Raw genomic sequence first — 26,460 nt, forward strand, 5'->3', positions numbered from 1 at the left:
GACGCAGCCCCAGCCGGTTAAACGGACAGTTTTTTGGCCAGCGCGTGTTTGCGCGCGTCTTTTTGGGCCGCTGACAGGTTTAGAACAGCCTGTTTGCGGCCAAATGCCGTGCGCAAAGCCTCCATCGCTGTCAGTTTTTGCGCCCGCAGCCGAGCGAGTTCCATGTTCAGCTGGCGGCGCGTGGCCGATTCCCATCCATTCCACAGAACGTCCGTGCCAGTGACCCGATACCCTTCAGCCGATGCGCTGTCCTTGCGGGTTTGCTGAACCTGAGCATCCAGCCGCGCCAGTTGCTGTTTCACGCGCGCCTCGGCTTCGATCAGCGGGCGCAGGGCGTTGTATTCCTTCTGGAACGCGGCCTCGGTGACTATTTCGAGGTCTGAAAACCCGTCCTGTCTCATCTGATCTGCCCTTTTGCCCGTTTGCGCATCGCCTCAGCAAACCGGATTGCGGCGGCAGCGGGGCGATAGTGTTCTTCGGCGATTTCCTGCCCGATCTCGACGGCCGCATGAAGCGCACGTGCGGTGGGTGGATCGGAGTGAATGGGAACACCGGACTCGGCGGCGCGTGCACGGATCGCGGCGGCCACTTCATCCACGCCCTTGGCCACGCAGACCGGCGCTGAGCCCGCCGTGCGGGCCCATTTCAGCGCCACCGCATAGTGGGTCGGGTTGACGATTACCACATCCGCCGAGGGTACATCCGACATCATCTGGTTTGTCGCGATGTCCTGCGCGCGCTGTCGGCGTTGCTGTTTCACGTGCGGATCGCCCTCGGCATCCTTGGTTTCGTCCTGGATTTCCTTGCGCGACATCCGGTTCTTGCGCATGTGCTCGGCATATTGCCACAGATAGTCCACTACCCCGATCGCCAAGGCCACGGCGATGACAATGAACAGGAAGCGAAACAGCAGGTTCATCATCAGCATCACTGAGGACCGCGCGTGGGCGGCGCTGGCCGACAGGATCTCGCTCAGGTTCGCGCGCAGGAACAGCGCCAGGCAGGTGCCGTAGATCACTAGTTTCACAAAGCTCTTGGTGAACTCGAACAGGCCGCCGCGCCCAAACTTGTTCTTGGCGTTCGACAGGATCGAGATGCGGGACAGCTTCGGTTTCAGCTTGCTGGGCGCAAAGATCAGCGCGCGCTGGGCGATCAGGCTGAGCAATACGGCAGTGGCGGGCAGGGCGAACAGGATCGAGACCGACAGCAAGGCGGTTTTCAGCATCCCGCCCACCGGGCTGACCGCCGGGCCTTCGGTCATCAATGGGGCGAACGTATCAGCCTGATCAATCAGGACAACAAACAGCGCTCCCAAGTGCTGGACACCAGACTGGCCGGCTGCAAACAACGCGATGAGAAATCCGGTATAGGCCGCCACAACGGACAGGTCGTTGGATTTGGCGACCTCGCCCTTTTCCCGCGCTTTCTGGAGCTTTTGCGGCGTCGGCTCATAGGACTTGTCACTGTCGTCATCCGATCCGCTCATCGGGTGCCCTCAAGCGGGTTTACCATGAAGGCGAACAGGGCGTCGGACCACACTGACAGGATCAGAGGAGTGCCCGCAAACAGCAGGAACAGGCCCGCGAAGGTGATGGCTGGGGCACCGACAAAGGCTACCATCAACTGCGGCATCGCGCGGTTGATGACCCCGAGCGCGAGGTTATAGATCAGCGAGGCGATGACAAACGGCATGGCCAGCGCGAAAGCCATGCCAAAGCTGCGCGCGATCTGCTGCACGCCCCATTGCGACAGGTCGGGCGCCATCGGAGCCATACCCATCGGAAACAGGGTATAGCTGTAGATCAGGAACTGCGCGACGCGGATGTGCAGGCCCAGCAGCACCGCCAGGGCCAATCCCGCCAAGGTCAGCAGGTATCCCATCGCAGGGACCGGGTCTGCCGCCGCGCCCCCCAGAATCTGAGACAATGAGGTCGCCTGCGCCGCAATCGATCCTGCCGTTTGCAGGGCCAGAACGAACAGGCGCAGGCCCAGGCCCAGAACCCCTCCGATCAGGGTCTCGACCACAATCATCCGTGCCAATGGAAACAGGTCGGGTGCGGTCCCCGCAGCCTGCACCGCAGGCGCCACAATCAAGGTGAACGCCACCGCGATCCCGAGCTTGACGCGGGTCGGGATGCTGCGTTCCCCGAAGGCGGGCAGCAACGAGACCATGGCAGAGACGCGCAGGAAGACGGCAAACATATGCCACAGACCCTCGCCCAACTGGGGCAGAAGCTCTGGCGGCAGCGCGATCACGCGGGCACCGTTCCGACCAGTGCGGGGCGTGCCTCGAGCCCGATTTCCTCGAAGGAGAGAACTGGGTTGGCGATGCCGCGTGCGTGCATGATGGTGCGCAGCAGCCTGCGCCGGCGGGTGGATGTGACCAGTGCCGGGAACAGCCCGTGATCGGCGGATTGCGCAACGCTGTTGACCACGCCATCGGCCAGCTTGTTGAACAGGTTCGGCGGCAGCGCCACGTCCAGTCCGGCATTCGGCGCGTCGATCTGGTAGGTGGCGAAGGTGTCCTCCCATTCCGGGGCCAGCTGAATCAGGGGAATCGAGCCATCCTCGCGTTTCATTTCGGCCACCAGTTGGAAGCCCAGCCGTTGCCGGACCAGCTCGCAGATGCCCTCGGGCTGGGTCGTGGTCAGCCGTGCCTCAGCCACGCTTTCCAGGATCAGGGCCATGTTGCGGATCGAGACGCGTTCGTCCAGCAACAGCCGCAGCACGGCGTGCAACGTGTCGATCGGCACTTTGTCGGGGATCAGCTCATCCAGCAGCTTGCGGTTGGCCTCGGCCCGGACCGGATCGCTGAGCCGCGTCATCTCGGACAGCAGGCGGCGCAGGGATTTCAGGGTCAGCAGGCGCGAGAAGTTCTGTTTGATGATCTCAAGCAGATGCGTGGCCAGAATCTCGGGCGGAGAGACGATTGTGGCCCCGCTCATCGCGGCGGCTTCCTGATCCTTGGGTAGAATCCAGCGGGCCGGGGCACCATAGACCGGTTCGGTCACATCATTGCCTTCGGGCAGCATGTCGCGGTCGTCCTGCACCAGTGCCAACACCAGATCGGGGTTCAGAACGCCGCGGGCCTGTTCGACCCCCTGCACCTTGACCACATAGGTGCCCATTGGCAAATCGGCGCGGTCAGTCAGGCGGATATCGGGAAGGATCAGCCCAAAGCTTGAGGCGACGTAGGTCCGCATATTTGCGATGCGTGCGTCCAGACCGGTGCCGGGGTTCAGGACCATGCTGACCAGATCGGGGGCGAATTCCAGATGCACGTCGTCCAGATCCAGGATGTCACCAATGGCCTGCGAGACCGGCGTTTCATCCTGCGGCGCCGGGTCCATTGCGGCCTTTTCCTCGGCCATTTGTTTGCGGCGCACGTTGAAGGCGGCATAGCCCAGCACACCCGCGCCCAGAATGAAGGGCAAAAACGGCAGACCGGGGACAAGCGCGAACAGCACCATCAGGATCGCCACCGTTCCCAACGCCGCTGGATGTTTGCCCAGTTGTGAAAAAATCGCGTTGTCAGTGGCCCCCTGCGTGCCGCCGCGCGCCAGCAGCAGGGCCGAGGCGATGGAGATAATCACAGCAGGGATTTGCGACACCAAACCATCGCCGACGGTCAGGATGGCATAGGTCTCGAACGCGGACGAGATCGGCATCCCGTGCACGATCACCCCCATGATCAGGCCCATCACAAGGTTCAGCAACGTGATCAGAAGCCCGGCAACCGCGTCGCCTTTGACGAATTTCGACGCACCGTCGAGTGAGCCGAAGAAGGTCGTCTCTTGCTGTTCCCTCTCGCGCCGTTCCTTGGCCTGCTGGTGGTCGATGGCCCCGGCGGACATGTCACTGTCGATGGCAAGTTGCTTTCCGGGCATCCCGTCCAGAGCGAAACGCGCACCGACCTCGGCCATACGTGCCGCACCTTTGGTGATGACCATGAAATTCACGATCAGCAGTACGCCGAACACCACCAGCCCCAAAAAGATGCTGCCGCCCATGACGAAATCGGCAAAGCCCTCGATCACGTCGCCGGCGGCGTTGGGGCCAGTATGCCCCTCTCCGATGATCAGCTTGGTCGAGGAGACATTCAGCGACAGCCGCAACATCAATGAGGCCAGCAGGATTGTCGGGAAGGATGAGAAATCCAGCGGCCGTTCGATGAACAGCGTCAGTGTGAAGATCAGAATCGCCAGCGCGAAGGACGCTGCCAGCCCTACGTCCAGTACCCAGGCGGGCATTGGCAGGATCATCATCACGATGACCGTCATCAGCGCCAGCGCCAGCAGCACGGTGGGCGAGAACAGGGAACGGGCGTCGATCTTGGGCACGCGGGTCTCCTAGTTGAACGAGATAAAGGCGGTGGCGGTGCCCGAGGGCGGAACCAGTGACCCCAACACGCTGCCGGATTGCGGCAGGTTGACCGGGATCAGAGGGGTTGCGGCGGTGGTGAACGGGTCGCGCGCCACTTGCAGGGGCGCTTCGGGTACGGTTTGGCCAAGCTGTGCCAGCACAGTCTGGAACCGACCGGAATAGGCCTTGGCCAAGGATGGCGTGCGAGAATGATAGGCCCCGACGGCAGCGGGCCACGAGCCAAGCTCGGCATACAGGTCTTTCAGGAAACGGGCTGCGTAGGTGGCGTTTTCATCCGGGTCGAACATGGCGTCGATCGACCGGAATGCCTTGCCGTGCCAGCGGTAGTTAATCTGGAAACAGCCGATATCAAAGCTGCGCTTGCCCGCTTTGAAAATGTTGAAAACGTAAGATTTCGCCTCGAATTCCGAGGTGAACCAAAACCCCTGCCCTTCGACATTGATGGTCCAGGGCCAGGGTTCCAGTCGCCCGTCCTTCAAGCGTCCGGTTTCCACCCGCGCAATCGCGCGCAGAACGTCCAGCGGGACGCCTTCAGCCTGCGCGGCTCGTCGTGCGGCTGAGTCGCAGACTTCGGCCACACGCGCTTCAGGCATGGCAAAGCCCTGTTGCGCCGCACACAGCGCAAGGAAACTCAGGCCAAAGATCAAACGATGGGGCATTCTGCCGGTCCGGGATTCTGATCAGTCCCGGTCAAGCTAGTCCTGCTTGGGTTTACAGAGGGTTATCAGCCACCTAATTCCGGTCGATCCGGCGGCCGAAGACAACGCTGGTATTGGTGCGCAGCACGCCGGGGATCTTGGCCAGATCGTCGACCAGAATGTCCAGATCCTCAATCCGCGGGGCCTCGGCCGACAGCAGCAGGTCAAACTCGCCGTTGATGGACAGGCAGAGTTTCACTTCCGGGTAGGCCTCAAGTCGCTTGATGATGCGCGTGGTTTCCTTTTGCTGCACTTCTAGAAGCACCACGACCTGAACACGCGGGGCGTCTTCAGAACTGTTCAGAACCACCGAGTATCCGGCGATCACGCCATTTTCTTCCATCCGCCGAATGCGTTCATGCACGGTGGTTCGGGCCACGCCCAGTTTCGCGGCGATCTTCGAGGTCGTCTCGCGGGCGTTGTGCTGCAGGGCAGCGATGATGCGGCGGTCTAGCTGATCCATGATCCCCAAGGTGTAATGCACAGGGGCCGGGGGGCTCAAGACATGTCAGAGCGTTCTTTTGAAACGGCTTTCCGAGGCGGACGCGGCCAGATCAGGGCCGCTGCCGCAAGGCCGGGCGAGGCAACCACAGACATGACCGCAAGTGTCGTTGCGGTGTTGGTCGTCGTCATGATCCACCCTGCCAGCGGATACAGCACCAGCCAGCATGCATGAGACAGCGTGAACTGCGCCGCAAAAACCGCTGGTCGGTCCTCGGGGCGGGCCGAGCGGGTCAGCAAGCGGCCCGAAGGTGTCAGGGTTGTGGAATAGCCGAACCCGACGCAGGCCCACAGTATTGTCAGCCCGATCAGCGAGACTTGCGTGACGGCAAATGAAACGGTCGCAACTCCCATCGCCAAGGTGCCGATCGCGGCCCCGGTCAGCATGACGCTGCGGTCTTTATAGGTATCCAGCAACTTGGGAAGGGTAAACGCGGCCAGCATCGAGCCGCCTCCAAATCCGGCCAGAGCGATGGCCACCGCGCTTTCGGACAAGCCCAGATCGGCGCGGACGATGACCACGGTGTTGACGATGACCATTGAACTCAGCGCTGCCGCCGTCCAGTTGAGCGCCAGCAGGCCCCGAAGGCGTGGCGTGTTCAGGTACAGGCGGATGCCACGTGTGGTCCGGTCGTAGATACCCCGGCGGTGCGTTGGTTTGGGTGAGGGCAGGGCAACCGACACCACAAGCAAGGCCGAGGCGATGAACCCCAACCCGGTGCCCCAGAACAGGCTGTCAAAGCTGACGATCAGCAGTAGCGCGGCGGCCAGCATCGGGCTTAGCAGGCTTTCCAGATCATAGGCGAGCCGCGACAGGGACAGGGCCTTGGTATACTCCTGTTCGTCCGTCAGCACGTCCGGAATTGTGGCCTGAAACGCCGGGGTGAATCCGGCCGAGGCCGATTGCAGTACGAAGATCAGCACATAGACCTGCCAGATCTCGGTGACAAATGGCAGACAGATCGCAACCAGCGCCCGCACCAGATCCAGCGCCACCAGCATCCGGCGGCGATCCAGACGTTCGGCAACGGCTGCCGCGAGGGGGGCGATGGTCACATAGGCGACCATCTTGATTGTCAGCGCCGTGCCCAGAACCATGCCCGCCGCGTCGCCGGCCAGATCATAGGCCAGCAGTCCCAGCGCCACCGTCGCCAGCCCGGTGCCCATCAGGGCCACCAGTTGCGCCCCCAACAAGTGGCGATACGTTTGATTTCGCAGAACACTCAGCATCAGCAGGTTGGACCTTTTGACCATTGGGGCCCGCTGCTGAGCCTCTTGTGACCCGGGGCGGAGCGACCGAACCCTTTTTCCCGTCAAGACCTTCGGGGTCAAGAAATCCGCGCAACTTGGCCGCATTCTATTGATAGCGTTGAGTTCGGGGGCCAAACCTCCTATCTCGGGGACGATACCGGACAAAGGAAGACCCGCGTGGCGAACCATCTCTATAAAAACGACCTGCCGGACGGGTTGGACCTGGGCCCTGTTGTGGCCATCGACTGCGAAACCATGGGGTTGAACCCGCATCGCGACCGCCTGTGCGTGATCCAGATGTCGGGTGGCGACGGCAATAGCCATATCGTGCAGGTCGAGAAAGGCCAGACCGAAGCGCCGAACCTGTGCGCGATGCTGGAAAACCCCGATGTGCTGAAACTTTTCCATTTCGGCCGGTTTGACATTGCCGCAATGTACCACACCTTTGGGGCATTGGCGGCGCCGGTCTATTGCACCAAGATCGCCAGCCGTCTGGTGCGTACTTACACCGACCGCCACGGCCTTAAGAACCTGTGCCAGGAGCTTATTGGCGTCGATATCTCGAAGCAGCAGCAGATGAGCGACTGGGGTGCCGAGACCCTGACCGACGCGCAGCTGGACTACGCGGCTTCGGATGTTCTCTACCTGCACCAGCTGCGCGAAGCGCTGGACGGGCGTCTGGCCCGCGAAGGGCGCTTTGAGATGGCGCAGGCGTGTTTTGACTTCCTGCCGATGCGTGCGAAACTCGACCTCGCCGGTTGGCCCGAAACGGATATTTTTGCGCACTCATGACCGATACCGAAGCATTCCTGAAAACCGCCCGGCAGGTCGTCACCGATGAGGCCCGCGCGCTGGACGTTCTGGCCGACAGCCTAGACGAGCACTTTGCCGAGGCCGTGCAACTTATCCTGCAGGCGCCGGGTCGGATCATCATCAGCGGCATCGGCAAGTCGGGCCATATCGGCCACAAGATTGCCGCGACGCTGGCCAGCACCGGCACGCCCGCCTACTTCGTGCACCCGGCTGAGGCCAGCCATGGCGATCTGGGCATGGTGTCGAAAGGCGACGTGGTTCTGGCTATTTCGAATTCGGGCGAAGCGCCGGAGCTGGTCAACCTTCTGGCCTTTACCCGCCGTTTCAGCATCCCGCTGATCGGACTGTCCAGCAAGCCGGAAAGCACGCTGATGAAACAGGCGGACGTGCATCTGCTGATCCCGTCGATGGGAGAGGCCTGCGGCTTCGGCATGGTGCCGTCAATTTCGACCACACTGACGCTGGCGATGGGCGATGCGCTGGCGATCGCGCTGATGAAATACCGCGATTTCAAGCCCGAAGATTTCCGCGCCTTCCACCCCGGCGGCAAACTGGGGGCGCAGCTGTCCACCGTGCGTGATCTGATGCACGAGGATTTGCCGTTGGTTCCGGTCGGCACCCCGATGAGTGAGGCTTTGCTGGTGATGAGCCAGAAGAGTTTCGGCGTCGTCGGCGTGACGGATGAAGCGGGCCGCTTGATGGGCATTGTGACCGACGGCGACTTGCGCCGAAACATGGACGGGCTTCTGAACAAGACCACCGAAGAGGTGATGACTCGCAACCCTCTGACCATTGCTCCCAACGCGATGGCGGAAGAGGCGGTGGCGATCATGAACGACCGCAAAATCACCTCTCTGTTCGTGGTCGACCCCGAAACGCAGGGCCCGGCACAAGGGTTGCTTCATATCCACGACTGCCTGCGCGTCGGTCTGGGTTAAGCGGAGGGTTACGCGGTGGACGGACATTCCCGCATGGTTCAGTTCTTCAAGGTGGTGCTGCCATTGGTGGCCATCCTGATGCTGTCCACCGTTTTCCTTCTGTCGCGCAGTATCGAAACCAATGTCAGCGTTCCGTTTACTCAGCAGGACATCGACGAACGGCTGGCCGATCAGGTGGTAACACAGCCGAATTACCGTGGCACCACCCGCAAGGGCGAAGAGGTCCAGATCGAGGCGATCCGGGCAACGCAGGGCAGGGAAGGCTCAATTCCGACCGCAGCCGAATTCCGGGGCAGCATGAGCTTGTCTAGTGGTGGTGTCATTACGCTGGATTCCAATTCGGGCATGATCCGGCCCGACAAGAACACGGCCACGTTTGTCGGCGATGTCGTCATCACTTCGACCGATGGCACGGAGATCACCACCGACCTTCTTAATACCTCATTGGACGAAATCCGGGGCGATGCGCCCGGCCAGGTCAACGGAACCGGGATCATCGGCAATTTTACCGCTGGCAGCATGAGCTTTGGTACGGAAAAAACCGATGGCCCTGTGCATATTCTTTTTACAGATGGCGTTAAGCTGATATACGAGCCTCAAAAAGCAGAAAGATAACCTGTGTTCGATTTCCGATTTGTTCCACTTTGCCTTTTTGTGATCCTTGGCGCCTTTTCTGCGGCGGCGCAGGAGACTCAGGTCGCGTTTGGCGCGACCCAGGCTGACCCCAGCCTGCCGGTTGAAGTGACCTCGGAAAAGCTGAACGTCAATCAAGAGGACGGATCGGCCGAATTTCTGGGCAATGTGATCGTCATTCAGGGTGAAATGCGCCTGACTGCCGAACGGGTGTTGGTCATCTACAATGAGGACCGCTCGGGCATCGAGAGGATGGAAGCGACCGAGAACGTAGTTCTGGTCAGCCCGCCCGATGCGGCCGAGGGCGACTCGGCCGAATACACCATCGATTCCGGCGTGATCGTGATGAAGGGCAACGTACTGTTGAACCAAGGTCCCAGCACCATTAGCGGCGATCAGATGAATGCCGACCTGACCGCAGGTACCGCGACGATGACCGGCAATGTCAAAACCATCCTGCAGCAGGGCAACAACTGATGGCGCGTCCGGAACTGACTGTGGCCGAAGGCAATTCCGGCCTCAGTATCGAAAAGCTGCGGAAATCCTACCGCAAGAAGACCGTAATCCGGGATGTGTCGATGACGCTTGCCCGGTCCGAAGTTGTGGCGCTGTTGGGGCCGAACGGGTCGGGCAAGACGACTACATTCTACTCGGTCGCCGGGTTGGTTTTCCCCGAGGCGGGCACGGTCACGATTGACGGGCAGAACGTCACGACCCTGCCGATGTATCGCCGCGCGCGACTGGGTATCGGCTATCTGCCGCAGGAAATGTCGATCTTTCGCGGCATGAGCGTCGAGGACAACATCGCTGCCGTTCTGGACATTACGGTGCGTCACGCCCACCGCCGCAAAGAGCGTCTGGAAGAGCTGCTGTCGGATTTCTCGATCGAACACCTGCGCCGGGCACCAGCCCTGGCACTGTCGGGCGGTGAACGCCGCCGCGTTGAGATTGCCCGCTGCCTGGCGGCCGATCCGAAATATTTGCTTTTGGATGAGCCCTTTGCAGGCGTTGACCCGATCAGTGTCGGCGATATCCGCCACCTTGTCGCGGATCTGAAAAAACGCGGCATCGGCGTTCTGATCACTGACCATAACGTGCGGGAAACGCTGGAAATTGTGGATCGCGCCTATATCCTGCATGACGGGCAGGTGTTGATGTCCGGAACCCCGGATGAAGTGGTCGAAAATGAGAATGTCCGTCGCGTCTATCTGGGTGAAAATTTCCGGATTTCATGAGCTTGCGCAGAAATGCGCCGAATGCATGGCGGAAATCACGTATATACACGTCTGTTTTGATTGACTCTTCCGCCGTCTCTTGCCTCAATTGGGTCATGGCATTTCTTCGGTTCCCGTCTGGATCACGATGCCCTCTTTTCGAAGGGGGAACGGTGCGGCTACCGCTGGAAATGTCTCTACCCCCCACCCGATAAAAAGAAGTGCGTCGCGTTACGTGACGTCAGAATGGGTGTGAATTGTGAAGGAGATCACATGCGTTACCAAATCAGCGGAAAACAGATCGACATCGGTGTAGCACTCCAGACCCATGTGCAGACCGAACTGGGCGAGGTCGTGGGCAAATACGCCCAGCGTCCGACCGATGCCAATGTCGTCTTTTCCCGTTCTGCGCATGAATATGTATGCGAAACAACCGTACATCTTTCCACCGGCCTGACGGCGCAGGCCAAGGCTCACGCAACCGAAATCTACGCGGCGTTTGAGGCCTGCTGCGACAAGATGGAAACCCAATTGCGCCGCTACAAACGCCGCCTCAAGGATCACCATAAGGATCGGTCCGAGCCGGTTGAACTCTTTGGAGCTTCCTCATATATCCTCGCTTCTGACGAGTCTGAGTCGGCAGCAGAGCCGGAATCCCTGCAGCCGATGATCGTGGCTGAGATGGAAACCAAGATCCCATCGCTGAGTGTTGGTGAAGCCGTTATGCAGATGGAACTGGCCGGCGCTCCGGTGCTGGTGTTCCGGAATGAAAACAAGGACGGATTGAACGTCGTGTACCGCCGCGATGATGGCAACATCGGCTGGATCGATCCGTAACAGGCAAGAATAGCAAAGGCTCGCCCCTGCATCCTGCGGGGGCTTCGCCATGGAGCGTAATCATGGAGCTTTCGAGCATACTGAAGCCCGAAGCAGTGCGTGTACTGTCAGCTGCGTCCAGCAAGAAGCGGCTGTTTCAGGAAATCGCCGATGTGGCAGACGCGACTCTGGGTCTTGAGGCCCAGATCGTTGTGGACGGGCTGCTGGAGCGGGAAAGCCTGGGGCCAACCGGTGTCGGGCATGGCGTGGCTTTGCCACATGCGCGCATGTCCGAGCTTGAGGCCGTTGCCGGTGTCTTCGTCATGCTGGAAAAGCCGATTGATTTTGGTTCTGTGGACCGCCAGCCGGTGGATATCGCCTTTGCGCTTTTCGCACCGGAAGAGGCCGGGGTGGATCACCTGAAGGCGTTGGCTCTGGTGTCGCGGACCCTGCGCGACACTTCGGTTTGTGCGAAATTGCGGGCCAACCCTGATCCGGTCAAGCTGTACGCCATTCTGACCGAAGCGCAGTCCATGCAAGCGGCCTAGGCCACTGTCGATACGAAAAAGCCCCCGGTTTTCCGGGGGCTTTTTCGTTTTCTGATAGGGTTGCGGTTAGCCGCCTGCACCCATTTCCAGCGTCCACCAGATTTTGCCGCCACCTTCCTGATGCCAGGCAAAGCCCATCTGTGTGGCCTTGGGGTCCATGATCACTGACCGCGGGCCGGGTTCCTGCATCCAGGCGGCCAGAGTCTCGGTCTCGGTCTCATAGGTCTCAGAGATCGCCTCACCCAGGAAGGTGCCGTAATAGCCAACTCGCTGGGCGCGGTCGATTGGCGATGAGCCGTCCGAGCCAAAGTGCCAGGGGCGGTTTTGGCGTGCCATGTCCTTGGCATGCGTGGCGGCAGCGGCGTTGAGCTGCGAGTTCAACTGCACCGCCTGCAGGCCCTGCGCCTGACGCAATGCGTTGACCGAATCAAGCATACGGAACTGCAGTTTCTCGGGGTTGCCCCGAATTTTATAGACTGTCGGCAGCGGTCGTCCGTCCGATCCATAGGTTGGAGTGCTGCCGGGAGTACATGCGGCCAGCCCGATAAAGCAGGCAAATAGCAAAGAAATAATACGCGTCATGATCGACCTGATGATTGGTTTAACCTAGGGCATAGCGCGACAGGCCGCCTTGGGCAAACGCGCATTGGTTCGATTCCGCGTGATTCTGCCGGTTTGATTTGCGACTGAAGCATTCTGGCCATAAAATACGGTTTAATTTCAGACTGGCCTTAGAAAAGGACCGCCCGTCATGGTCAAAAAACACATTCATGCGCCCTCCCGCCGGGGATTCCTGGCCGGAGCGTCGGCTCTGCTGGCCACGCCTGCGGTTGCCCAATATATTCCTGGCGACCCACTGCGCCCCGCTCCCGAGCCGGAACCAGAGGTGCGTCGCAATATTTCGGGATTCCGTGCGCTGGACTGGCAGCCCTATTTTTCCAACACGAATAATGGGGCAATTCTGGTCGATACCGTTTCGCGCGCGCTGCATTACTGGTCCGAGGATCAGCGTGTGTACAAATTATACCCCTCATCCGTGCCTCTGACCGAGGAACTGACCCGCCGCGGCCGCACCAGTGTGGTCCGCAAGGTCGAAGGACCCAGCTGGTCGCCAACGCCGTCGATGAAAAAGCGCAATCCGGAATGGCCGGACTATATTCCGCCGGGCCCGGATAACCCATTGGGAACACACGCTTTGTACCTGAGTTGGAAATATTACCGCATCCACGGCACCCATGATACGCGCAAAATCGGTCGCAGATCGTCGAATGGCTGTATCGGCCTGTTCAATGAAGACATTGCCGAACTGTTTTCTATGGCGAAGGTCGGCACGCAAGTGTTGCTAATTTGACGACATTTTCGCGCACGAACCCGCTTGCGGCGCAAGTTGCAATTGCATTCCAGTTGGATAGCTGATTAGAAAAAACGTACGAGGTAAGTCTTGGATGTGCGGTTTCGCTATTTGGAACCGTGCAAATTCTGGAGGTTAATATGAAGAAACTCGTTCTCGCCGCTGCACTGACCGCTGCTGCTTCGACCGCTTATGCCGGTAACCTGGAAGAGCCGGTTGTAGAAGCACCGGTTGTTGTTGAGGAAACTCAAGGTTCGTCGCAGGGCATCATCCTGCCGCTGATCCTGCTGGTCGTAGTTGCCGCAGCTGTTGCAGCAAGCTAATTTGACAGGCGTCATCTAGAGAAAAGGCGGTGGAGCAATCCACCGCCTTTTTTCATGTCTGGTTGAGTGGGCCTGATTGATGGGGCCGGTCAGTCCAGCCAGCCCTTCAGGTTGTCTTCGATCACCTTGCCGAGCGCCGCGATATGCGAATCATCGTCGTTGAGGCAGGGGATGTAGGTGAAGCTCTCACCGCCCGCCTCTTCAAAGCTTTCCCGGATCTCTTCGTTGATCTCTTCCAGCGTTTCGATGCAATCGGCGGAAAACGCCGGTGCAATCACGGCGATGTTCTTCTTGCCCTGCTTGGCCAATTCGGCGACGTGGTCGACCGTATAGGGCTTCAGCCATTCCTCGGGTCCGAATCGGGACTGGAAGGTTGACACAAGCTGGTCGTCCGACCAGCCCAGCCGTTCTTTCAGCAACCGCGAGGTTTTCGCGCATTGGCAGTGATAGGGGTCACCCTGCTGCAAATAGCGTTCCGGCATCCCGTGGTACGAGACGACCAGAATATCCGGCTTGGTCTCCATCGCCGCATAGGCCTGTTCCACCGATCCGGCCAAAGCGTCGATGTAGGCGGGTTCATCGAAATAGGCGGGCACGGTGCGCGTGGCGGGCTGCCAGGCTTCCTCCATCAGCGCGCGGAAGAACTGGTCGTTTGCGGTGGCGGTCGTGGCTCCGGCGTATTGCGGATAGAGCGGGAAGAACAGGACGCGGTCGCAGCCTGCGGCCACCATCTCGCGCACTTTGGATTTGGTTGAGGGGTTGCCGTAGCGCATGCAGAAATCGACAAGCACACGATCGCCATAGCGCGCCTGCATCACGTCGCGCAGCTTGGCGGTCTGGTCCTTGGTGATCGTCATCAGCGGGCTTTCGCCCTTGTCGTGGTTCCAGATCGACTTGTAGGCCTCGCCCGAGCTGAAGGGGCGTTTGGTCAGGATGATGCCCTGCAGGATCGGCTGCCATTTCCACTTGGGATAGTCGATGACGCGCTGATCCGACAGGAACTCGTTCAGGTAGCGGCGCATCGGCCAATAGCTGTAATCGTCCGGCGTGCCCAGATTGGCCAGCAGGATGCCGACGCGGCCCATCTTGACCTTGGGATGGTCGGCGGGGGCGTGGGAGGGGCGAGTGGCGTCAAACATGTCGAGCTTCCTGAGATTTCTCTGTGCCAAGCTGAGATAACCGGAAAAACCCGGCCGTCAATCGGGCAGTTTGCCTTCTTTTGCACCCAGCGCATCGGCAAGACGTGCTTTGGCCGATCCGGGACGCAGGGGTTTCTGCTGGCTGTCGTCGGGCGACCAGCCGGTCAGGCAGATCAGCTCGAACGTGGCGGCCAGACGGCCCTGAGGGGTGGTGAAGTGGTCGGCATAGATCTGCTGCGCCCGGGCAAAGACCTGCCGCCTGGTGGGGTGTTTCACGCGGCCGGACAGGCTGTTGGTCTCTCCCATCGCCCGAAGATCACGCATCAGGTGGGTCAGGTCGCGGTATTCCGCCGTCAGTCGCGCGGTGTCGGCCACCGGCAGCGCAAGCCCCGCCCGTTGCAGCAAACCGCCCAGATCGCGAAGCTCGGCCATCGGCGCGATGCGCGGGCTGAGGCCGCCTGCGATTTCGATCTCGGCCTGCCCAAGGGCGGCGCGCAACTCGTGCAGGGTTTCCCCGCCCAGACAGACCACCAGCAGCAGCCCATCGGGCCGCAGGGCGCGGTGGCATTGGATCAGCTGCCCGACCGGATCATTGGCCCAGTGCAGCGCCATAGCGTGTATCACCAGATCATGGGCTCCGGGCGTCAGGTCCAGCACCTCATCATCCGCAACAATCCGCGCCCCGGGCAACACAACCTGCCAAACCTGTGCAAACGGCGTCACCACTGCTGGTGCCGTAAAGGTTTTGTTAACCATAGTGAGCCGATCCTGCACCTCGTCCATGGCGGCGTGGTGCAGAAACAGCGCGTCATCCTGCGCGCGGGCGCGGTGCCGGGTCAGGGCCAGGCGGTCGAACAGAGAGGGTGCATTGGAGTCAGGCAGCTTCATAGGGCGCAATTATCGCATGTGGCAGCGGATTCAAACCGCTGTTCAACTGATCTATCCACCGCGTTGCCTGGGATGCGGCGATCTGACCGAACAGGATTTCGGTCTGTGTGGCCAATGCTGGCGCGACACGCCCTTTATTGGTGGGGTGGTGTGCGAAAGCTGTGGCGTGCCCCTGCCGGGTGAGGCGGACGGCCACCGGATCGAGTGTGACGACTGCATGAAAACGCCCCGCCCCTGGCAGGACGGGCGCGCGGCGCTTTTGTACGACGGCAAAGCGCGGTCCCTGATTCTGGCGTTGAAGCATGGGGACAGGCCGGAACTGGCAAAGCCGGCGGCCCGCTGGATGGCGCAGGCGGGGCGCGAGTTGTTCCGTGACGACATGCTGATTGCTCCGGTGCCGCTGCATTGGTCGCGGCTGTTGAAACGGCGTTACAACCAGTCGGCCTTATTGGCGCAGCATCTGGGGCGGCAGACCGAGCTGGATGTCTGTCCGGATCTGTTGGTGCGGCGGGTGCGGACCCCGGTCCTGGATGGCAAAACCGCGTCGGAACGGGCCGAGACTCTGGCGGATGCAATTGTGACGCATCCCAAACGGCTTCACCGGATGCAGGGGCGGGATGTTTTGCTGGTGGATGATGTGATGACCTCGGGGGCCACGCTGTCGGCCTGTGCGCGTGTCTGCCTTGCCGCGGGAGCAAATCATATTTTCGTGTTGTTACTGGCGCGCGTTGCCAAGGATGCCTAATTCGCTCAGGATTGCGCGAAACCCGAAGGGACGGAATATGAAGCCGGTTGAACTCTACACCTCGCCGCTGTGCGGTTATTGCCATGCGGCCAAGCGGTTGCTGAAACAAAAAGGCGTCGAATTTAAAGAGATTGACGTCTTGCTGCACCCGAAACGCAAGCCCGAGATGATCCAGCGCGCGGGCGGCAAACGCACCGTGCCGCAGATTTTCATCGGCACCGAACATGTGGGCGGCTGCGATGACCTTTATGAGCTGGAGCGTCAGGGCAAGCTGGATCGCCTGCTGGCGGCCTGATGAAAACCGCGCTGCTGCAACTTTGTTCGTCGGATGATCCGGCCGAAAACCTGGCAACCGTGCGCGACATGATGGCCGAGGCTGCCGGGCAAGGCACGCGGTTCATCCTGACGCCCGAGGTGACGAATTGCGTGTCCACCAGCACAACACGGCAGCGCGAGGTGTTGCAGCACGAAGAAGATGACCAGACGTTGGCGGGCCTGCAGGATCAGGCCGCCGCGCTGGGCGTATGGCTGCTGATCGGCTCATTGGGGATCAAGACCCACGATGCCGACGGGCGCTTTGCCAACCGCTCTTTCATGATCGACCCGCAGGGCCAGATCGTAGCGCGGTACGACAAGATCCACATGTTCGACGTACAGGTCTCTGACGCCGAGACCTTCCGCGAATCCAAGAACTACCGCCCCGGCGACCGCGCGGTGCTGGCGCAGACCGATTTCGGCGCGGTCGGCATGACCATCTGCTATGACATCCGGTTCCCGCATCTTTATACGGCTCTGGCGCAGGCCGGGGCGCGTATCCTGACCGTTCCGGCGGCGTTTTCGCCGGTGACCGGCGCGGCCCATTGGCAATCTCTGCTGCGCGCCCGGGCGATTGAAAACGGCTGTTGGGTGCTGGCGCCCGCGCAGACCGGTACGCATCCGAAAACCCGCGGCAAGACGCGCCACACTTACGGTCACAGCATGGTTGTGGCCCCGTGGGGAGAGGTCGTCATCGACGCAGGCAACGATCCGGGCATTCACTTTTTCGATTTGGATGATAGTTCTGTGACAGAGGCGCGCCGTCGCGTGCCCTCACTGACTCACGTGCGGCCTTTCGACGGGCCCTGACCCAGAACCGAGACATGACTGACGAACACAATGCCCTTGCGGTCACGCTGTTCAGCGAGATCCTGACTGCCGACCAGCTGTTGCGGAACCGGCTGAGCCGGGTGCTGCCCAAGGGCATGGAAATCTCGCATTTCTCGGTGCTGAACCATCTGGTGTTTGTGGGCGACGAGCGCACCCCGGCGCAACTGGCCAGCACCTTCCACGTCACGCGCGGGGCGATGACCAACACCTTGGCCAAGCTGGAATGGGCCGGATATATCCACATCCGCCCCGACTGGGACGACGCCCGCCGCAAGATGGTCGCGATCAGCCCCGCCGGTCGCCGGGCGCGGGATCAGGCCATTTCCTCGATCGCGCCGCTGATCAACCGCGTGGTCGGAGAACTGGGGCTGGAGCGGGTGCGTAGCACGCTGCCCGTGCTGCGGGATTTGCGGTTGCAGTTGGAGGGGGAGTAGGGGCTAGACGCTCAGTCTTGACGCCTATCGAAATCTCCACGGGCACGAAACAATACTCTAATCCCCAACTTTTTTGCGGCTCCGAATAGGGCGCCCCTCAATCCCCAGAAGGTTATAGATTCCGAGTGATTTCCACAGGGATTCGTTCGCTAAGAAAATCACCATCGTCAAAGGTTTGAGCAACATGACGAAAAAGGGAGTTAGAGCGAAAATCACTACGAGTGTTGGAAAACCAGCAAGTTCTTTCATAGCGGCGGTAAAGGAACCAATTACAGCGAATGCGAAGATAATGCAGGCCAAGCCCAACATGCTTCCGAAAAATGGGCTGCGGTCATAGAGCGGGAGAAACCAGTTCTTTGTCCAGTCATTTACCAATTTGTTGCTCGTCTTCAGTTTGAACTTTTAGTTCCCGGTGGAAGGATTTTCATCTTCACCCTTTGTTGAGATCACCCGGGCTTCACGCTCGCAGTCACATAATTCACGCTCAGATCGCGATCCGAGATCGACCAGCTCCACAGGATTGGGTTGAACACGAACCCCTTACGGTCCACCGGGTCCATCCCGGCCTGACGCAGCAGGTCGAACAATTCGTCGGGGGTGATGAACTTGTTCCATTCATGCGTGCCGCGCGGCAGCCAGCGCATGACGACCTCGGCCCCGAAAATGGCCATCGCATAGGATTTCGGGTTGCGGTTGATGGTCGAGCAGATCAGCAGACCGCCCGGTTTCAGCAAGTGCTGCGACGCAGTCAAAAATCCCGCGGGGTCGGCGACGTGTTCGACCACCTCCATGTTCAGAACCACGTCGAACTGCTCGCCCGCGGCAGCCATGTCCTCGGCGGTGGTGTGACGATAGTCGATTTCCAGCCCCGATTGCTCGGCATGAATGCGGGCGACGGGCAGGTTGCCCTCGGCAGCATCGGCGCCGACCACCGTGGCCCCAAGGCGCGCCATCGGTTCGCTCAGCAACCCACCACCGCAGCCAATATCCAGCAGGCGCAGTCCTTCGAACGGGCGCGGGGCCTTCAGATCAAGGTCAAATTCGCCAGCGATCTGTTGTGTGATATAGTCCAGACGGCACGGATTCAGCATGTGCAGGGGCTTGAATTTCCCATGAGGGTCCCACCACTCGGCCGCCATCGCTTCGAATTTTGCGATCTCGGAAGGGTCCACCGTGTTCGGATGCGCTTGCATTCCTGTCTCCGTATGCTCTTTTACGTTTAAGGACTATATAGGGCCATAATGGACAAGTACCCGGACCAAAAGCGCGCAGTTCAATATCTGTACCCGCCGATCGATCCTTTCGATCAGCGCATGGTCGATGTGGGCGACGGGCACCGTATCTATATGGAACAATGCGGCAATCCCAACGGCAAACCAGTGGTGATCCTGCACGGTGGACCGGGCGGCGGTTGCAGCCCGGCGATGCGGCGTTATTTCGACCCTGCCGTCTTTCGGGTGATTCTGTTCGATCAGCGCGGCTGTGGCCGGTCGCGGCCGCATGCGTCGGTGACCGACAACACGACGTGGCATCTGGTCGCTGATATCGAGCGGTTGCGGACCTTGCTGGATATCGAGGATTGGACCGTGTTCGGCGGCAGCTGGGGCGCGACCCTTGCGCTGGTCTATGCGCAAACCCATCCTGACCGGGTGAACCGACTGGTGCTGCGCGGCGTGTTTCTGGCCACCAAGGCCGAGCTGGACTGGTTCTATGGCGGCGGCGCGGGCAAGTTCTGGCCCGAGCCATGGGCGAAATTCACCGCTCTGCTGTCTGAGGATGAGCTGTCCGACACCATCGGGGCCTACAACAAACGCCTGTTCTCGGGGGATCGCGCAACGGAAATCCTGTACGCGCGGGCGTGGTCGGCATGGGAAAATGCGCTGGCCTCGATTCACACAAATGGAATGACGGGGGAAAGCCCAGGCGAATACGCACGCGCCTTTGCGCGGCTTGAGAATCACTATTTCATCAACGGCGCTTTCCTTGAGAAAGATGGGCAGATTCTGGATCAGGTCGAGAAGATCGCCCATATACCCGGCCATATCGTGCAGGGGCGCTATGACATGATCTGCCCGCCGCAGGCCGCCTGGAATTTGGCGGAACGCTGGCCCAACGCGGACCTGAGGATGGTGCGCAACGCAGGTCACGCCTTGTCCGAACCCGGTATCAGCGCCGAGCTGGTCCGGATCATGGACCGCGTGGCCGAGGGGGTGGCATGACCCGGATTGACCGCCGTGCACTGTTTGCCTCGGGTGCTGCCGCTGCATTGTTGGCGGCCACGGGAGCCTCGTTGGCGGATACGCCCAAGAAAGGCGGCACGCTGCGCCTTGCCGTGCCGCGCGACGACAGTCTGGAACAGGTGGCCCGCGGGGCTGTGTTCGACACCCTGACCGAGATTGCGCCCGACGGCACCTTGCGCGGCGAATTGGCGACCGGCTGGCAGACCGATTCCGATGCGCGCGTCTGGCGTTTTGACCTGCGTAGCGACGTGGCGTTCCACGATGGCGCGGCGCTGAATGTGGCCGACGTGGTCTCGGTGCTGCGCGAGGTCGGACGGGCCGAAGCGCTGACACCCGACTCGGTGCGGTTGGAACTGGCTGAGGCCAACCCGGGCCTGCCTTTCCTGTTGGCCGACAGCCGCTTTGTCATCACGCGCGAGGGTCAGGGCGTGACGCCTCTGCACGCGGCCAATGGCACAGGTTGTTATCTTGTCGAACGGGCCGAGGATGATCGCCATTTCCTGGGCCGCAAGGTTGCCGGGCATTACAAGGACGGTGCCGCCGGGTGGGTCGACACGTTCGAAATCATTGTCATTCCCGATGCCCGTGTCCGGGCCGAGGCGTTGCGGGACGGCTACGTAGAAGTGGCGGCCCTGCCCGAAGGCGATGATCTGAAAGGCCAGCGCGGTCTGCGATATCACCCCAGCGAATCGGATATGGCGCTGGCCGTGGCCCCGCATGTGGGTATGCCGCGCCAGATCGCGGCAAGGCGCGCGCTGGACGACGGACGTATTGCCGAACGGTGGTGGCGGGCGTAAATCCGTTCACGAAACCCACCGGGGGTTGCAGTTTCGGCAAACCCTGCGTATATGCAGTTTCAACAGCGGCGTGTCGGGCTTCGGTCCGGGGCTCCACCGGAAATTTCGACGGGCCGCGCGCCCGTTTTTTTGTGCCCGGCTGAAGGGTAGAGAACCTGATGACAAACGACCTTATTGCCAAAGCTGCCATTGACCGGCGACTGGCCGAGATCATCACCCCCGTGATCGAGGATCTGGGGTATGAACTCGTCCGCATCCGCCTGATGAGCGGCAAGCAGACCACGCTGCAGATCATGGCCGACAAGCCTGATGGCGGTATCGAAGTGGATGACTGCGCCGATATTTCCAACGCCGTCAGCGCCACGCTGGATGTCGAGGACCCGATCCTTGACGCCTATACGCTTGAGGTGTCCAGCCCTGGCATCGACCGCCCTCTGACCCGTCTCAAGGATTTTGAGACATTCGAAGGGTATGAGGCCAAGATCGAGACCGCCGAGCTGATCGACGGCCGCCGCCGGTTCAAAGGTGAATTGGCCGGGATCGAAGGGGATGAGGTTTTGATCAACATCCCCGAAGGGGCCGAGACCATCACCATCGGTCTGCAGTTCGACTGGCTGAGCGACGCCAAGCTGGTCCTGACCGATGACCTGATCAAGGAAATGCTGCGCCAGCGCAAGGACGCAGGTGCCCTGAACGAAAACGCTTTCGACGAGATTGAGACCGAAGGGTCCGAAGAGGAGACGAACTGATGGCAATCACCTCAGCCAACCAGCTGGAGCTGCTGCAGACCGCCGAGGCCGTGGCCCGCGAAAAGATGATCGACCCCGGTCTGGTTGTCGAAGCGATGGAAGAATCGCTCGCCCGTGCCGCCAAGAGCCGCTACGGCGCCGAGATGGACATTCGCGTCTCGATCGACCGCAAGACCGGCAAAGCGACCTTCACTCGCGTCCGCACCGTTGTCGAAGATGACGAGCTGGAAAACTACCAGGCCGAGATGACCGTCGAGCAGGCGAAACAGTACATGGAATCGCCCGAAGTTGGTGACGTCTTCGTTGAAGAAGTACCGCCGGTTGAGATGGGCCGCATCGCAGCCCAATCTGCCAAGCAGGTCATCCTGCAAAAGGTTCGCGAAGCGGAACGTGACCGTCAGTACGAAGAATTCAAGGATCGCGCAGGCACCATCATCAACGGTGCCGTCAAGCGCGAGGAATTCGGCAATGTCATCGTCGATCTGGGCGGTGCCGAGGCCGTTCTGCGTCGCAACGACAAGATCGGTCGCGAAAGCTATCGCCCGAATGACCGTGTGCGCGCCTACATCAAGGAAGTCCGCCGCGAGGTTCGTGGTCACCAGATTTTCCTGTCGCGCACCGCGCCGGAATTCATGGCCGAGCTGTTCAAGATGGAAGTTCCGGAAATCTATGACGGCATCATCGAGGTTAAAGCCGTGGCCCGTGACCCCGGTTCGCGCGCGAAGATCGCTGTGATTTCTTATGATGGCTCGATTGACCCTGTGGGTGCCTGCGTTGGTATGCGCGGCAGCCGCGTACAGGCCGTTGTGAACGAACTGCAGGGTGAAAAGATCGACATCATCCCGTGGAACGAAGACCAGCCGACCTTCCTGGTGAACGCGCTGCAGCCCGCCGAGGTTTCCAAGGTGGTTCTGGACGAAGAAGCCGGCAAGATCGAAGTGGTTGTGCCCGAGGAGCAACTGAGCCTCGCTATTGGCCGCCGCGGTCAGAACGTGCGCTTGGCCAGCCAGCTGACAGGCCTGGATATCGACATCATGACCGAGGCCGAAGAATCGGCGCGTCGTCAGAAAGAATTCGAAGCCCGCACCAAGCTGTTCATGGACAGCCTGGATCTGGACGAATTCTTTGCGCAGCTGCTGGTGTCGGAAGGCTTCACCAACCTTGAAGAGGTCGCCTATGTCGAGCTCGACGAGCTGCTGGTGATCGACGGCGTCGACGAAGGCACCGCACAAGAGCTGCAGACCCGCGCCCGCGAATTCCTGGAAGCACAGGCCAAAGCGGCGCTGGACAGCGCCCGCAGCTTGGGTGCCGAGGACAGCCTTATTGAATTCGAAGGCCTGACACCCCAGATGGTAGAAGCTCTGGCAAAGGACGACGTGAAAACGCTGGAAGACTTTGCCACCTGCGCCGACTGGGAGCTGGCCGGTGGTTGGACCACGGTTGATGGCGAGCGTATCAAGGATGACGGTGTGCTTGAGCCTTTCGGCGTGACGCTGGAAGAGGCACAGGATCTGGTTATGACCGCCCGCATCATGCTGGGTTGGGTTGATCCGGCTGAGCTGGAGCAAGAAGCCGAAGAAGAAGGCGATGTTGCCGAAGAGGAGGCCGAGGCCTGATCTCAGGGCCTCGGGTGGCGCACATGGGTCGCGGTGGCGTCCATAAGGATCGGTCTGAAGGACCTGAGCGCAAGTGCATCGCCACGGGCGAGGTTCAGCCTAAATACGGGCTGATCCGCTTTGTGACGGGGCCGGACGGTCAGGTCTACCCGGATGTCGCGGCGAAATTGCCGGGACGTGGGGTCTATGTGGCGGCGGACCGCGCTGCGCTGGACAAGGCCGTGGGCAAGAAGCTGTTCGCCCGCGGGTTCAAGGCGCAGGTGAACGTGCCCAAGGACCTGACCGATGAGGTCGAAAAGCAGGTTGCGCGTCGCGTGGTTGAACTTCTCAGCCTAGCGCGCAAGTCCGGTGACGCGGTCGCCGGGTATGAAAAAGTCAAGACGTGGCTGGACCGGGAAGAGGCCCAGGTACTGATTCAGGCCTCTGATGGATCGGGGCGCGGTAAGTCGAAACTCAGCACGCCGCACTTCGGAAAATACATCGGATGGCTCACTGCGGACGAGTTGGGACAGGCATTTGGGCGCCAAACGGTGATTCATGCGGCCTTGGCCTCTGGTGGACTCGCCAAACGTGTTGTAGAGGAAGCGCAGCGCCTGCGTGGCTTGCGCGAAACGGATGACGGCGGCAGGGGCCGCGCGGAAGGGTAAGAAGCTTTATGAGCGATAATGACGGCAAAAAGACATTGGGTCTTCGTGGCGGGGCACGCCCCGGAAATGTGAAACAGAGTTTCAGCCACGGACGTACCAAGAATGTCGTGGTGGAAACCAAACGCAAGCGCGTGGTGGTTCCCAAGCCGGGCGCCGGCAAGCCGGGTGGCGGAGCAACGCCCTCGGGTGATCCGTCGCGCCGCCCTGCCGGGATTTCCGACGCGGAAATGGCCCGCCGGATGAAGGCGCTGCAGGCCGCCAAGGCGCGCGAGGCCGAAGAGGCCGCCGCCCGCGAGGCCGCCGAAAAGGCGCGTGAAGAAGAACGCGCCCGCCGTCGTGCCGAGCAGGAAGCCAAGGAACGCGAACAGCGTGAAGCTGAAGAGCGCGCACGCGCCAAGGCCGAAGAGGAAGAGCGCAAGCGCAAAGAGGCAGAAGAAGCTGCTAAACGCGCCGCTGCAGCCCCGGCCCCCGAAGAACCCAAAGCCGCCCGTGCTCCGGCCAGTAAGCCGGCGCCTGCTGCGGCTCCGCGCAAGCAGGAGCGTGAACGCGAACAGCGTGGCCGTGGCAAAGGCCGTGACGACAACCGCCGCTCGGGCAAGCTGACACTGGGTCAGGCCACCGGTGGCGAAGGCAACCGCCAACGTTCGATGGCGTCGATGAAGCGCAAGCAGGAGCGTGCGCGTCAGAAAGCCATGGGCGGCCCGGTCGAGCGGGAAAAGGTAATTCGCGACGTTCAGCTGCCCGAGGCGATCGTGGTCTCGGAACTGGCCAACCGTATGGCCGAGCGTGTGGCTGATGTCGTCAAGGCGCTGATGCAGATGGGCATGATGGTCACGCAGAACCAGACCATCGACGCCGACACCGCCGAGCTGATCATCGAAGAGTTTGGCCACAAGGTCACCCGCGTATCCGATTCGGATGTTGAAGACGTCATCAAAGAGGTCGAAGACAGCGAAGAAGATCTGCAGCCGCGTCCGCCGGTCATTACCATCATGGGCCACGTTGACCACGGTAAGACCTCGCTGCTGGATGCGATCCGCGACGCACGCGTTGTGGCAGGTGAGGCCGGTGGCATCACCCAGCATATCGGCGCCTATCAGGTGAAAACCGATGGTGGCACCACGCTGACCTTCCTGGATACGCCGGGCCACGCGGCCTTTACCTCGATGCGTTCGCGCGGGGCTCAGGTCACGGATATTGTGGTTCTGGTTGTTGCTGCGGATGACGCGGTGATGCCGCAGACGATCGAGGCGATCAACCACGCCAAAGCGGCCGAAGTGCCGATGATCGTGGCGATCAACAAGGTCGACAAGCCGGGCGCGAACCCGGACAAGGTGCGTACCGATCTGCTCCAGCACGAAGTCATCGTTGAGAAAATGTCGGGTGAGGTTCAGGACGTCGAAGTGTCCGCCATCACCGGTCAGGGTCTGGACGAACTGCTGGAAGCCATCGCACTGCAATCCGAAATTCTGGAACTGAAAGCTAACCCGAATCGCGCCGCCCAAGGTGCCGTGATCGAGGCGCAGCTGGACGTGGGCCGCGGTCCCGTGGCCACCGTTCTGGTTCAGAACGGCACGTTGCGTCAGGGCGATATCTTCGTTGTGGGTGAGCAATACGGTAAGGTCCGTGCGCTGATCAACGACAAGGGTGAACGCGTCCAGGAAGCTGGCCCCTCGGTTCCGGTCGAGGTTCTGGGTCTCAACGGCACGCCCGAGGCCGGTGACGTTCTGAACGTGACCGAGACCGAAGCGCAGGCCCGTGAGATCGCCGCCTATCGTGAGCAGGCCGCCAAGGACAAACGCGCCGCCGCTGGTGCCGCGACCACCCTTGAGCAACTGATGCAGAAGGCCAAGGAAGACGAGAACGTGGCCGAGCTGCCGATCCTCGTCAAAGCCGACGTTCAGGGTTCCGCCGAGGCCATCGTTCAGGCGATGGAAAAGATTGGCAACGACGAAGTGCGCGTGCGTGTGCTGCACTCGGGCGTGGGTGCGATCACCGAGACGGATGTCGGTCTGGCCGAAGCGTCGGGCGCACCGATCATGGGCTTTAACGTCCGTGCCAACGCATCGGCACGGAACACCGCGAACCAGAAAGGTGTCGAGATCCGCTATTACTCGGTGATCTATGACCTTGTGGACGACGTGAAAGCGGCCGCATCCGGCCTGCTGAGCGCTGAGATCCGCGAGAAGTTCATCGGTTACGCCGAGATTCGCGAAGTCTTCAAGGTCACCGGTGTTGGCAAGGTTGCTGGCTGTCTGGTTACCGAAGGCGTTGCCCGCCGTTCCGCAGGTGTCCGCCTGCTGCGCGACAACGTGGTAATCCACGAAGGCACGCTGAAGACGCTGAAACGCTTTAAGGACGAAGTGGCCGAGGTTCAGTCGGGTCAGGAATGCGGTATGGCGTTCGAAAACTACGACGATATCCGCGCAGGCGACGTGATCGAAATCTTCGAGCGCGAAGAAGTCACCCGCACACTGGACTGATCCGGTACGGAATAGAAAAAGAAAACAGCGGCCCCCTCGGGCCGCTTTTTTTGTCGGCTGTTAAATACCTTTGTTCTTGTCCGCGAGTTTTGGCATCTCAGCAACAC

At 60.8% G+C, this 26,460-nt stretch carries 30 protein-coding genes; 19 read left to right on the plus strand and 11 right to left on the minus strand.

Annotated elements, in window-relative coordinates; translation table 11 throughout:
- Positions 1 to 17 precede the first annotated feature (17 nt).
- From GOX63_RS16625 to GOX63_RS16655, 7 genes are all read right to left on the minus strand, one after another.
- Positions 18 to 401 (minus strand): hypothetical protein, encoded by a 384-nt coding sequence (locus GOX63_RS16625; RefSeq protein ID WP_170327814.1) that lies wholly within the window; start codon positions 399 to 401, stop codon positions 18 to 20.
- Positions 398 to 1,486: a flagellar type III secretion system protein FlhB gene (gene flhB / locus GOX63_RS16630; protein WP_170327813.1), complete on the minus strand. Its 1,089-nt coding sequence runs from the start codon at positions 1,484 to 1,486 to the stop codon at positions 398 to 400. Before flhB ends, GOX63_RS16625 begins: the two co-directional genes overlap by 4 nt.
- Positions 1,483 to 2,256, minus strand: a complete 774-nt coding sequence (locus GOX63_RS16635; protein ID WP_170327812.1) for a flagellar biosynthetic protein FliR — start codon at positions 2,254 to 2,256, stop codon at positions 1,483 to 1,485. Before GOX63_RS16635 ends, flhB begins: the two co-directional genes overlap by 4 nt.
- Positions 2,253 to 4,280, minus strand: coding sequence for a flagellar biosynthesis protein FlhA (flhA, locus tag GOX63_RS16640; protein WP_174826821.1), 2,028 nt, complete (start codon positions 4,278 to 4,280; stop codon positions 2,253 to 2,255). Before flhA ends, GOX63_RS16635 begins: the two co-directional genes overlap by 4 nt.
- 69 nt (positions 4,281 to 4,349) lie before the next feature.
- Positions 4,350 to 5,042, minus strand: coding sequence for a lytic transglycosylase domain-containing protein (locus GOX63_RS16645; RefSeq protein ID WP_254435988.1), 693 nt, complete (start codon positions 5,040 to 5,042; stop codon positions 4,350 to 4,352).
- 73 nt (positions 5,043 to 5,115) lie between these two features.
- The gene (locus tag GOX63_RS16650) at positions 5,116 to 5,544 is read right to left on the minus strand and encodes an Lrp/AsnC family transcriptional regulator (protein ID WP_170327810.1); all 429 of its coding nucleotides are present in this window, start codon (positions 5,542 to 5,544) and stop codon (positions 5,116 to 5,118) included.
- A gap of 35 nt (positions 5,545 to 5,579) precedes the next feature.
- Positions 5,580 to 6,812, minus strand: a complete 1,233-nt coding sequence (locus tag GOX63_RS16655) for an MFS transporter (protein ID WP_170327882.1) — start codon at positions 6,810 to 6,812, stop codon at positions 5,580 to 5,582.
- A gap of 198 nt (positions 6,813 to 7,010) precedes the next feature.
- On the opposite strand from GOX63_RS16655, the gene GOX63_RS16660 reads away from it, so the two are divergent.
- From GOX63_RS16660 to GOX63_RS16690, 7 genes are all read left to right on the plus strand, one after another.
- A complete protein-coding gene (locus GOX63_RS16660; protein WP_170327809.1) occupies positions 7,011 to 7,625 on the plus strand; it encodes a ribonuclease D in 615 nt (204 codons plus the stop codon).
- Entirely contained in the window at positions 7,622 to 8,584 is a 963-nt protein-coding gene (locus GOX63_RS16665; RefSeq protein WP_170327808.1) for a KpsF/GutQ family sugar-phosphate isomerase, read from the plus strand. Before GOX63_RS16660 ends, GOX63_RS16665 begins: the two co-directional genes overlap by 4 nt.
- A 15-nt stretch (positions 8,585 to 8,599) precedes the next feature.
- Positions 8,600 to 9,199, plus strand: coding sequence for an LPS export ABC transporter periplasmic protein LptC (gene lptC, locus GOX63_RS16670; RefSeq protein ID WP_170327807.1), 600 nt, complete (start codon positions 8,600 to 8,602; stop codon positions 9,197 to 9,199).
- A gap of 3 nt (positions 9,200 to 9,202) precedes the next feature.
- On the plus strand, positions 9,203 to 9,694 hold the full coding sequence (locus GOX63_RS16675; RefSeq protein ID WP_170327806.1) for an LptA/OstA family protein: 492 nt from the start codon (positions 9,203 to 9,205) through the stop codon (positions 9,692 to 9,694).
- On the plus strand, positions 9,694 to 10,452 hold the full coding sequence (gene lptB, locus GOX63_RS16680; protein WP_170327805.1) for an LPS export ABC transporter ATP-binding protein: 759 nt from the start codon (positions 9,694 to 9,696) through the stop codon (positions 10,450 to 10,452). Before GOX63_RS16675 ends, lptB begins: the two co-directional genes overlap by 1 nt.
- 252 nt (positions 10,453 to 10,704) lie before the next feature.
- Positions 10,705 to 11,268: a ribosome hibernation-promoting factor, HPF/YfiA family gene (gene hpf, locus GOX63_RS16685; protein WP_170327804.1), complete on the plus strand. Its 564-nt coding sequence runs from the start codon at positions 10,705 to 10,707 to the stop codon at positions 11,266 to 11,268.
- A gap of 62 nt (positions 11,269 to 11,330) precedes the next feature.
- The gene (locus GOX63_RS16690; RefSeq protein WP_170327803.1) at positions 11,331 to 11,795 is read left to right on the plus strand and encodes a PTS sugar transporter subunit IIA; all 465 of its coding nucleotides are present in this window, start codon (positions 11,331 to 11,333) and stop codon (positions 11,793 to 11,795) included.
- 66 nt (positions 11,796 to 11,861) lie between these two features.
- Here GOX63_RS16690 and GOX63_RS16695 read toward each other — a convergent pair whose 3' ends face one another.
- Positions 11,862 to 12,377 (minus strand): CAP domain-containing protein, encoded by a 516-nt coding sequence (locus GOX63_RS16695; RefSeq protein ID WP_170327802.1) that lies wholly within the window; start codon positions 12,375 to 12,377, stop codon positions 11,862 to 11,864.
- Positions 12,378 to 12,546: 169 nt separating this feature from the next.
- Here GOX63_RS16695 and GOX63_RS16700 point away from each other — a divergent pair, with 169 nt between their 5' ends.
- Both GOX63_RS16700 and GOX63_RS16705 read left to right on the plus strand, forming a co-directional pair.
- On the plus strand, positions 12,547 to 13,146 hold the full coding sequence (locus tag GOX63_RS16700) for a L,D-transpeptidase (protein ID WP_170327801.1): 600 nt from the start codon (positions 12,547 to 12,549) through the stop codon (positions 13,144 to 13,146).
- A gap of 140 nt (positions 13,147 to 13,286) precedes the next feature.
- The gene (locus GOX63_RS16705; protein WP_010442520.1) at positions 13,287 to 13,469 is read left to right on the plus strand and encodes a hypothetical protein; all 183 of its coding nucleotides are present in this window, start codon (positions 13,287 to 13,289) and stop codon (positions 13,467 to 13,469) included.
- Positions 13,470 to 13,558: 89 nt separating this feature from the next.
- On the opposite strand, the gene hemH is transcribed toward GOX63_RS16705, so the two are convergent.
- Together hemH and GOX63_RS16715 are read right to left on the minus strand one after the other, a co-directional pair.
- Positions 13,559 to 14,608 carry a ferrochelatase gene (hemH, locus tag GOX63_RS16710; RefSeq protein ID WP_170546474.1) on the minus strand — a complete coding sequence of 350 codons (1,050 nt, stop codon included), beginning with the start codon at positions 14,606 to 14,608 and terminating at the stop codon, positions 13,559 to 13,561.
- A 57-nt stretch (positions 14,609 to 14,665) separates the two neighbouring features.
- Entirely contained in the window at positions 14,666 to 15,496 is an 831-nt protein-coding gene (locus GOX63_RS16715) for a methyltransferase domain-containing protein (protein ID WP_170546477.1), read from the minus strand.
- Positions 15,497 to 15,512: 16 nt separating this feature from the next.
- Here GOX63_RS16715 and GOX63_RS16720 point away from each other — a divergent pair, with 16 nt between their 5' ends.
- From GOX63_RS16720 to GOX63_RS16735, 4 genes are read left to right on the plus strand one after another with little or no spacing between them, the layout of a single operon-like run.
- The gene (locus GOX63_RS16720) at positions 15,513 to 16,241 is read left to right on the plus strand and encodes a ComF family protein (RefSeq protein WP_170546479.1); all 729 of its coding nucleotides are present in this window, start codon (positions 15,513 to 15,515) and stop codon (positions 16,239 to 16,241) included.
- Between the two features lie 37 nt (positions 16,242 to 16,278).
- Positions 16,279 to 16,536, plus strand: a complete 258-nt coding sequence (gene grxC, locus GOX63_RS16725) for a glutaredoxin 3 (protein WP_170327797.1) — start codon at positions 16,279 to 16,281, stop codon at positions 16,534 to 16,536.
- Positions 16,536 to 17,366 (plus strand): carbon-nitrogen hydrolase family protein, encoded by an 831-nt coding sequence (locus tag GOX63_RS16730; protein WP_170546482.1) that lies wholly within the window; start codon positions 16,536 to 16,538, stop codon positions 17,364 to 17,366. The genes grxC and GOX63_RS16730 overlap by 1 nt, the downstream gene beginning before the upstream one ends.
- 14 nt (positions 17,367 to 17,380) lie before the next feature.
- Positions 17,381 to 17,821 (plus strand): MarR family winged helix-turn-helix transcriptional regulator, encoded by a 441-nt coding sequence (locus GOX63_RS16735; RefSeq protein ID WP_170327795.1) that lies wholly within the window; start codon positions 17,381 to 17,383, stop codon positions 17,819 to 17,821.
- 446 nt (positions 17,822 to 18,267) lie between these two features.
- Here GOX63_RS16735 and ubiG read toward each other — a convergent pair whose 3' ends face one another.
- On the minus strand, positions 18,268 to 19,014 hold the full coding sequence (gene ubiG / locus GOX63_RS16740) for a bifunctional 2-polyprenyl-6-hydroxyphenol methylase/3-demethylubiquinol 3-O-methyltransferase UbiG (RefSeq protein WP_170327794.1): 747 nt from the start codon (positions 19,012 to 19,014) through the stop codon (positions 18,268 to 18,270).
- 48 nt (positions 19,015 to 19,062) lie between these two features.
- Between ubiG and pip the strand changes: the two genes are divergently transcribed.
- From pip to infB, 6 genes are all read left to right on the plus strand, one after another.
- Positions 19,063 to 20,040: a prolyl aminopeptidase gene (pip, locus tag GOX63_RS16745; protein WP_170327793.1), complete on the plus strand. Its 978-nt coding sequence runs from the start codon at positions 19,063 to 19,065 to the stop codon at positions 20,038 to 20,040.
- Entirely contained in the window at positions 20,037 to 20,858 is an 822-nt protein-coding gene (locus tag GOX63_RS16750; RefSeq protein ID WP_170327792.1) for an ABC transporter substrate-binding protein, read from the plus strand. Before pip ends, GOX63_RS16750 begins: the two co-directional genes overlap by 4 nt.
- 158 nt (positions 20,859 to 21,016) lie before the next feature.
- Positions 21,017 to 21,607, plus strand: coding sequence for a ribosome maturation factor RimP (gene rimP / locus GOX63_RS16755; RefSeq protein ID WP_170327791.1), 591 nt, complete (start codon positions 21,017 to 21,019; stop codon positions 21,605 to 21,607).
- Positions 21,607 to 23,223: a transcription termination factor NusA gene (nusA, locus tag GOX63_RS16760; RefSeq protein WP_170327790.1), complete on the plus strand. Its 1,617-nt coding sequence runs from the start codon at positions 21,607 to 21,609 to the stop codon at positions 23,221 to 23,223. The genes rimP and nusA overlap by 1 nt, the downstream gene beginning before the upstream one ends.
- A gap of 23 nt (positions 23,224 to 23,246) precedes the next feature.
- Positions 23,247 to 23,870, plus strand: a complete 624-nt coding sequence (locus GOX63_RS16765) for an RNA-binding protein (protein WP_170327789.1) — start codon at positions 23,247 to 23,249, stop codon at positions 23,868 to 23,870.
- Positions 23,871 to 23,878: 8 nt separating this feature from the next.
- Positions 23,879 to 26,353: a translation initiation factor IF-2 gene (gene infB / locus GOX63_RS16770; RefSeq protein WP_170327788.1), complete on the plus strand. Its 2,475-nt coding sequence runs from the start codon at positions 23,879 to 23,881 to the stop codon at positions 26,351 to 26,353.
- The last annotated feature ends 107 nt before the right edge of the window (positions 26,354 to 26,460 follow it).

The sequence above is a fragment of the Ruegeria arenilitoris genome, from assembly GCF_013031355.1.
Classification (GTDB): domain Bacteria; phylum Pseudomonadota; class Alphaproteobacteria; order Rhodobacterales; family Rhodobacteraceae; genus Ruegeria; species Ruegeria arenilitoris_C.

Coding starts and splice junctions, on each gene's coding strand:
- GOX63_RS16625 (WP_170327814.1), bottom strand. CDS start 401: ATGAGACAGGACGGGTTTTCAGACCTCGAAATAGTCACCGAGGCCGCG.
- flhB (WP_170327813.1), bottom strand. CDS start 1,486: ATGAGCGGATCGGATGACGACAGTGACAAGTCCTATGAGCCGACGCCG.
- flhA (WP_174826821.1), bottom strand. CDS start 4,280: ATGACGGTCATCGTGATGATGATCCTGCCAATGCCCGCCTGGGTACTG.
- GOX63_RS16645 (WP_254435988.1), bottom strand. CDS start 5,042: ATGCCCCATCGTTTGATCTTTGGCCTGAGTTTCCTTGCGCTGTGTGCG.
- GOX63_RS16650 (WP_170327810.1), bottom strand. CDS start 5,544: ATGGATCAGCTAGACCGCCGCATCATCGCTGCCCTGCAGCACAACGCC.
- GOX63_RS16655 (WP_170327882.1), bottom strand. CDS start 6,812: ATGCTGAGTGTTCTGCGAAATCAAACGTATCGCCACTTGTTGGGGGCG.
- GOX63_RS16665 (WP_170327808.1), top strand. CDS start 7,622: ATGACCGATACCGAAGCATTCCTGAAAACCGCCCGGCAGGTCGTCACC.
- lptB (WP_170327805.1), top strand. CDS start 9,694: ATGGCGCGTCCGGAACTGACTGTGGCCGAAGGCAATTCCGGCCTCAGT.
- hpf (WP_170327804.1), top strand. CDS start 10,705: ATGCGTTACCAAATCAGCGGAAAACAGATCGACATCGGTGTAGCACTC.
- GOX63_RS16690 (WP_170327803.1), top strand. CDS start 11,331: ATGGAGCTTTCGAGCATACTGAAGCCCGAAGCAGTGCGTGTACTGTCA.
- GOX63_RS16695 (WP_170327802.1), bottom strand. CDS start 12,377: ATGACGCGTATTATTTCTTTGCTATTTGCCTGCTTTATCGGGCTGGCC.
- GOX63_RS16700 (WP_170327801.1), top strand. CDS start 12,547: ATGGTCAAAAAACACATTCATGCGCCCTCCCGCCGGGGATTCCTGGCC.
- GOX63_RS16705 (WP_010442520.1), top strand. CDS start 13,287: ATGAAGAAACTCGTTCTCGCCGCTGCACTGACCGCTGCTGCTTCGACC.
- hemH (WP_170546474.1), bottom strand. CDS start 14,608: ATGTTTGACGCCACTCGCCCCTCCCACGCCCCCGCCGACCATCCCAAG.
- GOX63_RS16715 (WP_170546477.1), bottom strand. CDS start 15,496: ATGAAGCTGCCTGACTCCAATGCACCCTCTCTGTTCGACCGCCTGGCC.
- GOX63_RS16720 (WP_170546479.1), top strand. CDS start 15,513: ATGTGGCAGCGGATTCAAACCGCTGTTCAACTGATCTATCCACCGCGT.
- grxC (WP_170327797.1), top strand. CDS start 16,279: ATGAAGCCGGTTGAACTCTACACCTCGCCGCTGTGCGGTTATTGCCAT.
- GOX63_RS16730 (WP_170546482.1), top strand. CDS start 16,536: ATGAAAACCGCGCTGCTGCAACTTTGTTCGTCGGATGATCCGGCCGAA.
- GOX63_RS16735 (WP_170327795.1), top strand. CDS start 17,381: ATGACTGACGAACACAATGCCCTTGCGGTCACGCTGTTCAGCGAGATC.
- ubiG (WP_170327794.1), bottom strand. CDS start 19,014: ATGCAAGCGCATCCGAACACGGTGGACCCTTCCGAGATCGCAAAATTC.
- pip (WP_170327793.1), top strand. CDS start 19,063: ATGGACAAGTACCCGGACCAAAAGCGCGCAGTTCAATATCTGTACCCG.
- GOX63_RS16750 (WP_170327792.1), top strand. CDS start 20,037: ATGACCCGGATTGACCGCCGTGCACTGTTTGCCTCGGGTGCTGCCGCT.
- rimP (WP_170327791.1), top strand. CDS start 21,017: ATGACAAACGACCTTATTGCCAAAGCTGCCATTGACCGGCGACTGGCC.
- nusA (WP_170327790.1), top strand. CDS start 21,607: ATGGCAATCACCTCAGCCAACCAGCTGGAGCTGCTGCAGACCGCCGAG.
- GOX63_RS16765 (WP_170327789.1), top strand. CDS start 23,247: ATGGGTCGCGGTGGCGTCCATAAGGATCGGTCTGAAGGACCTGAGCGC.
- infB (WP_170327788.1), top strand. CDS start 23,879: ATGAGCGATAATGACGGCAAAAAGACATTGGGTCTTCGTGGCGGGGCA.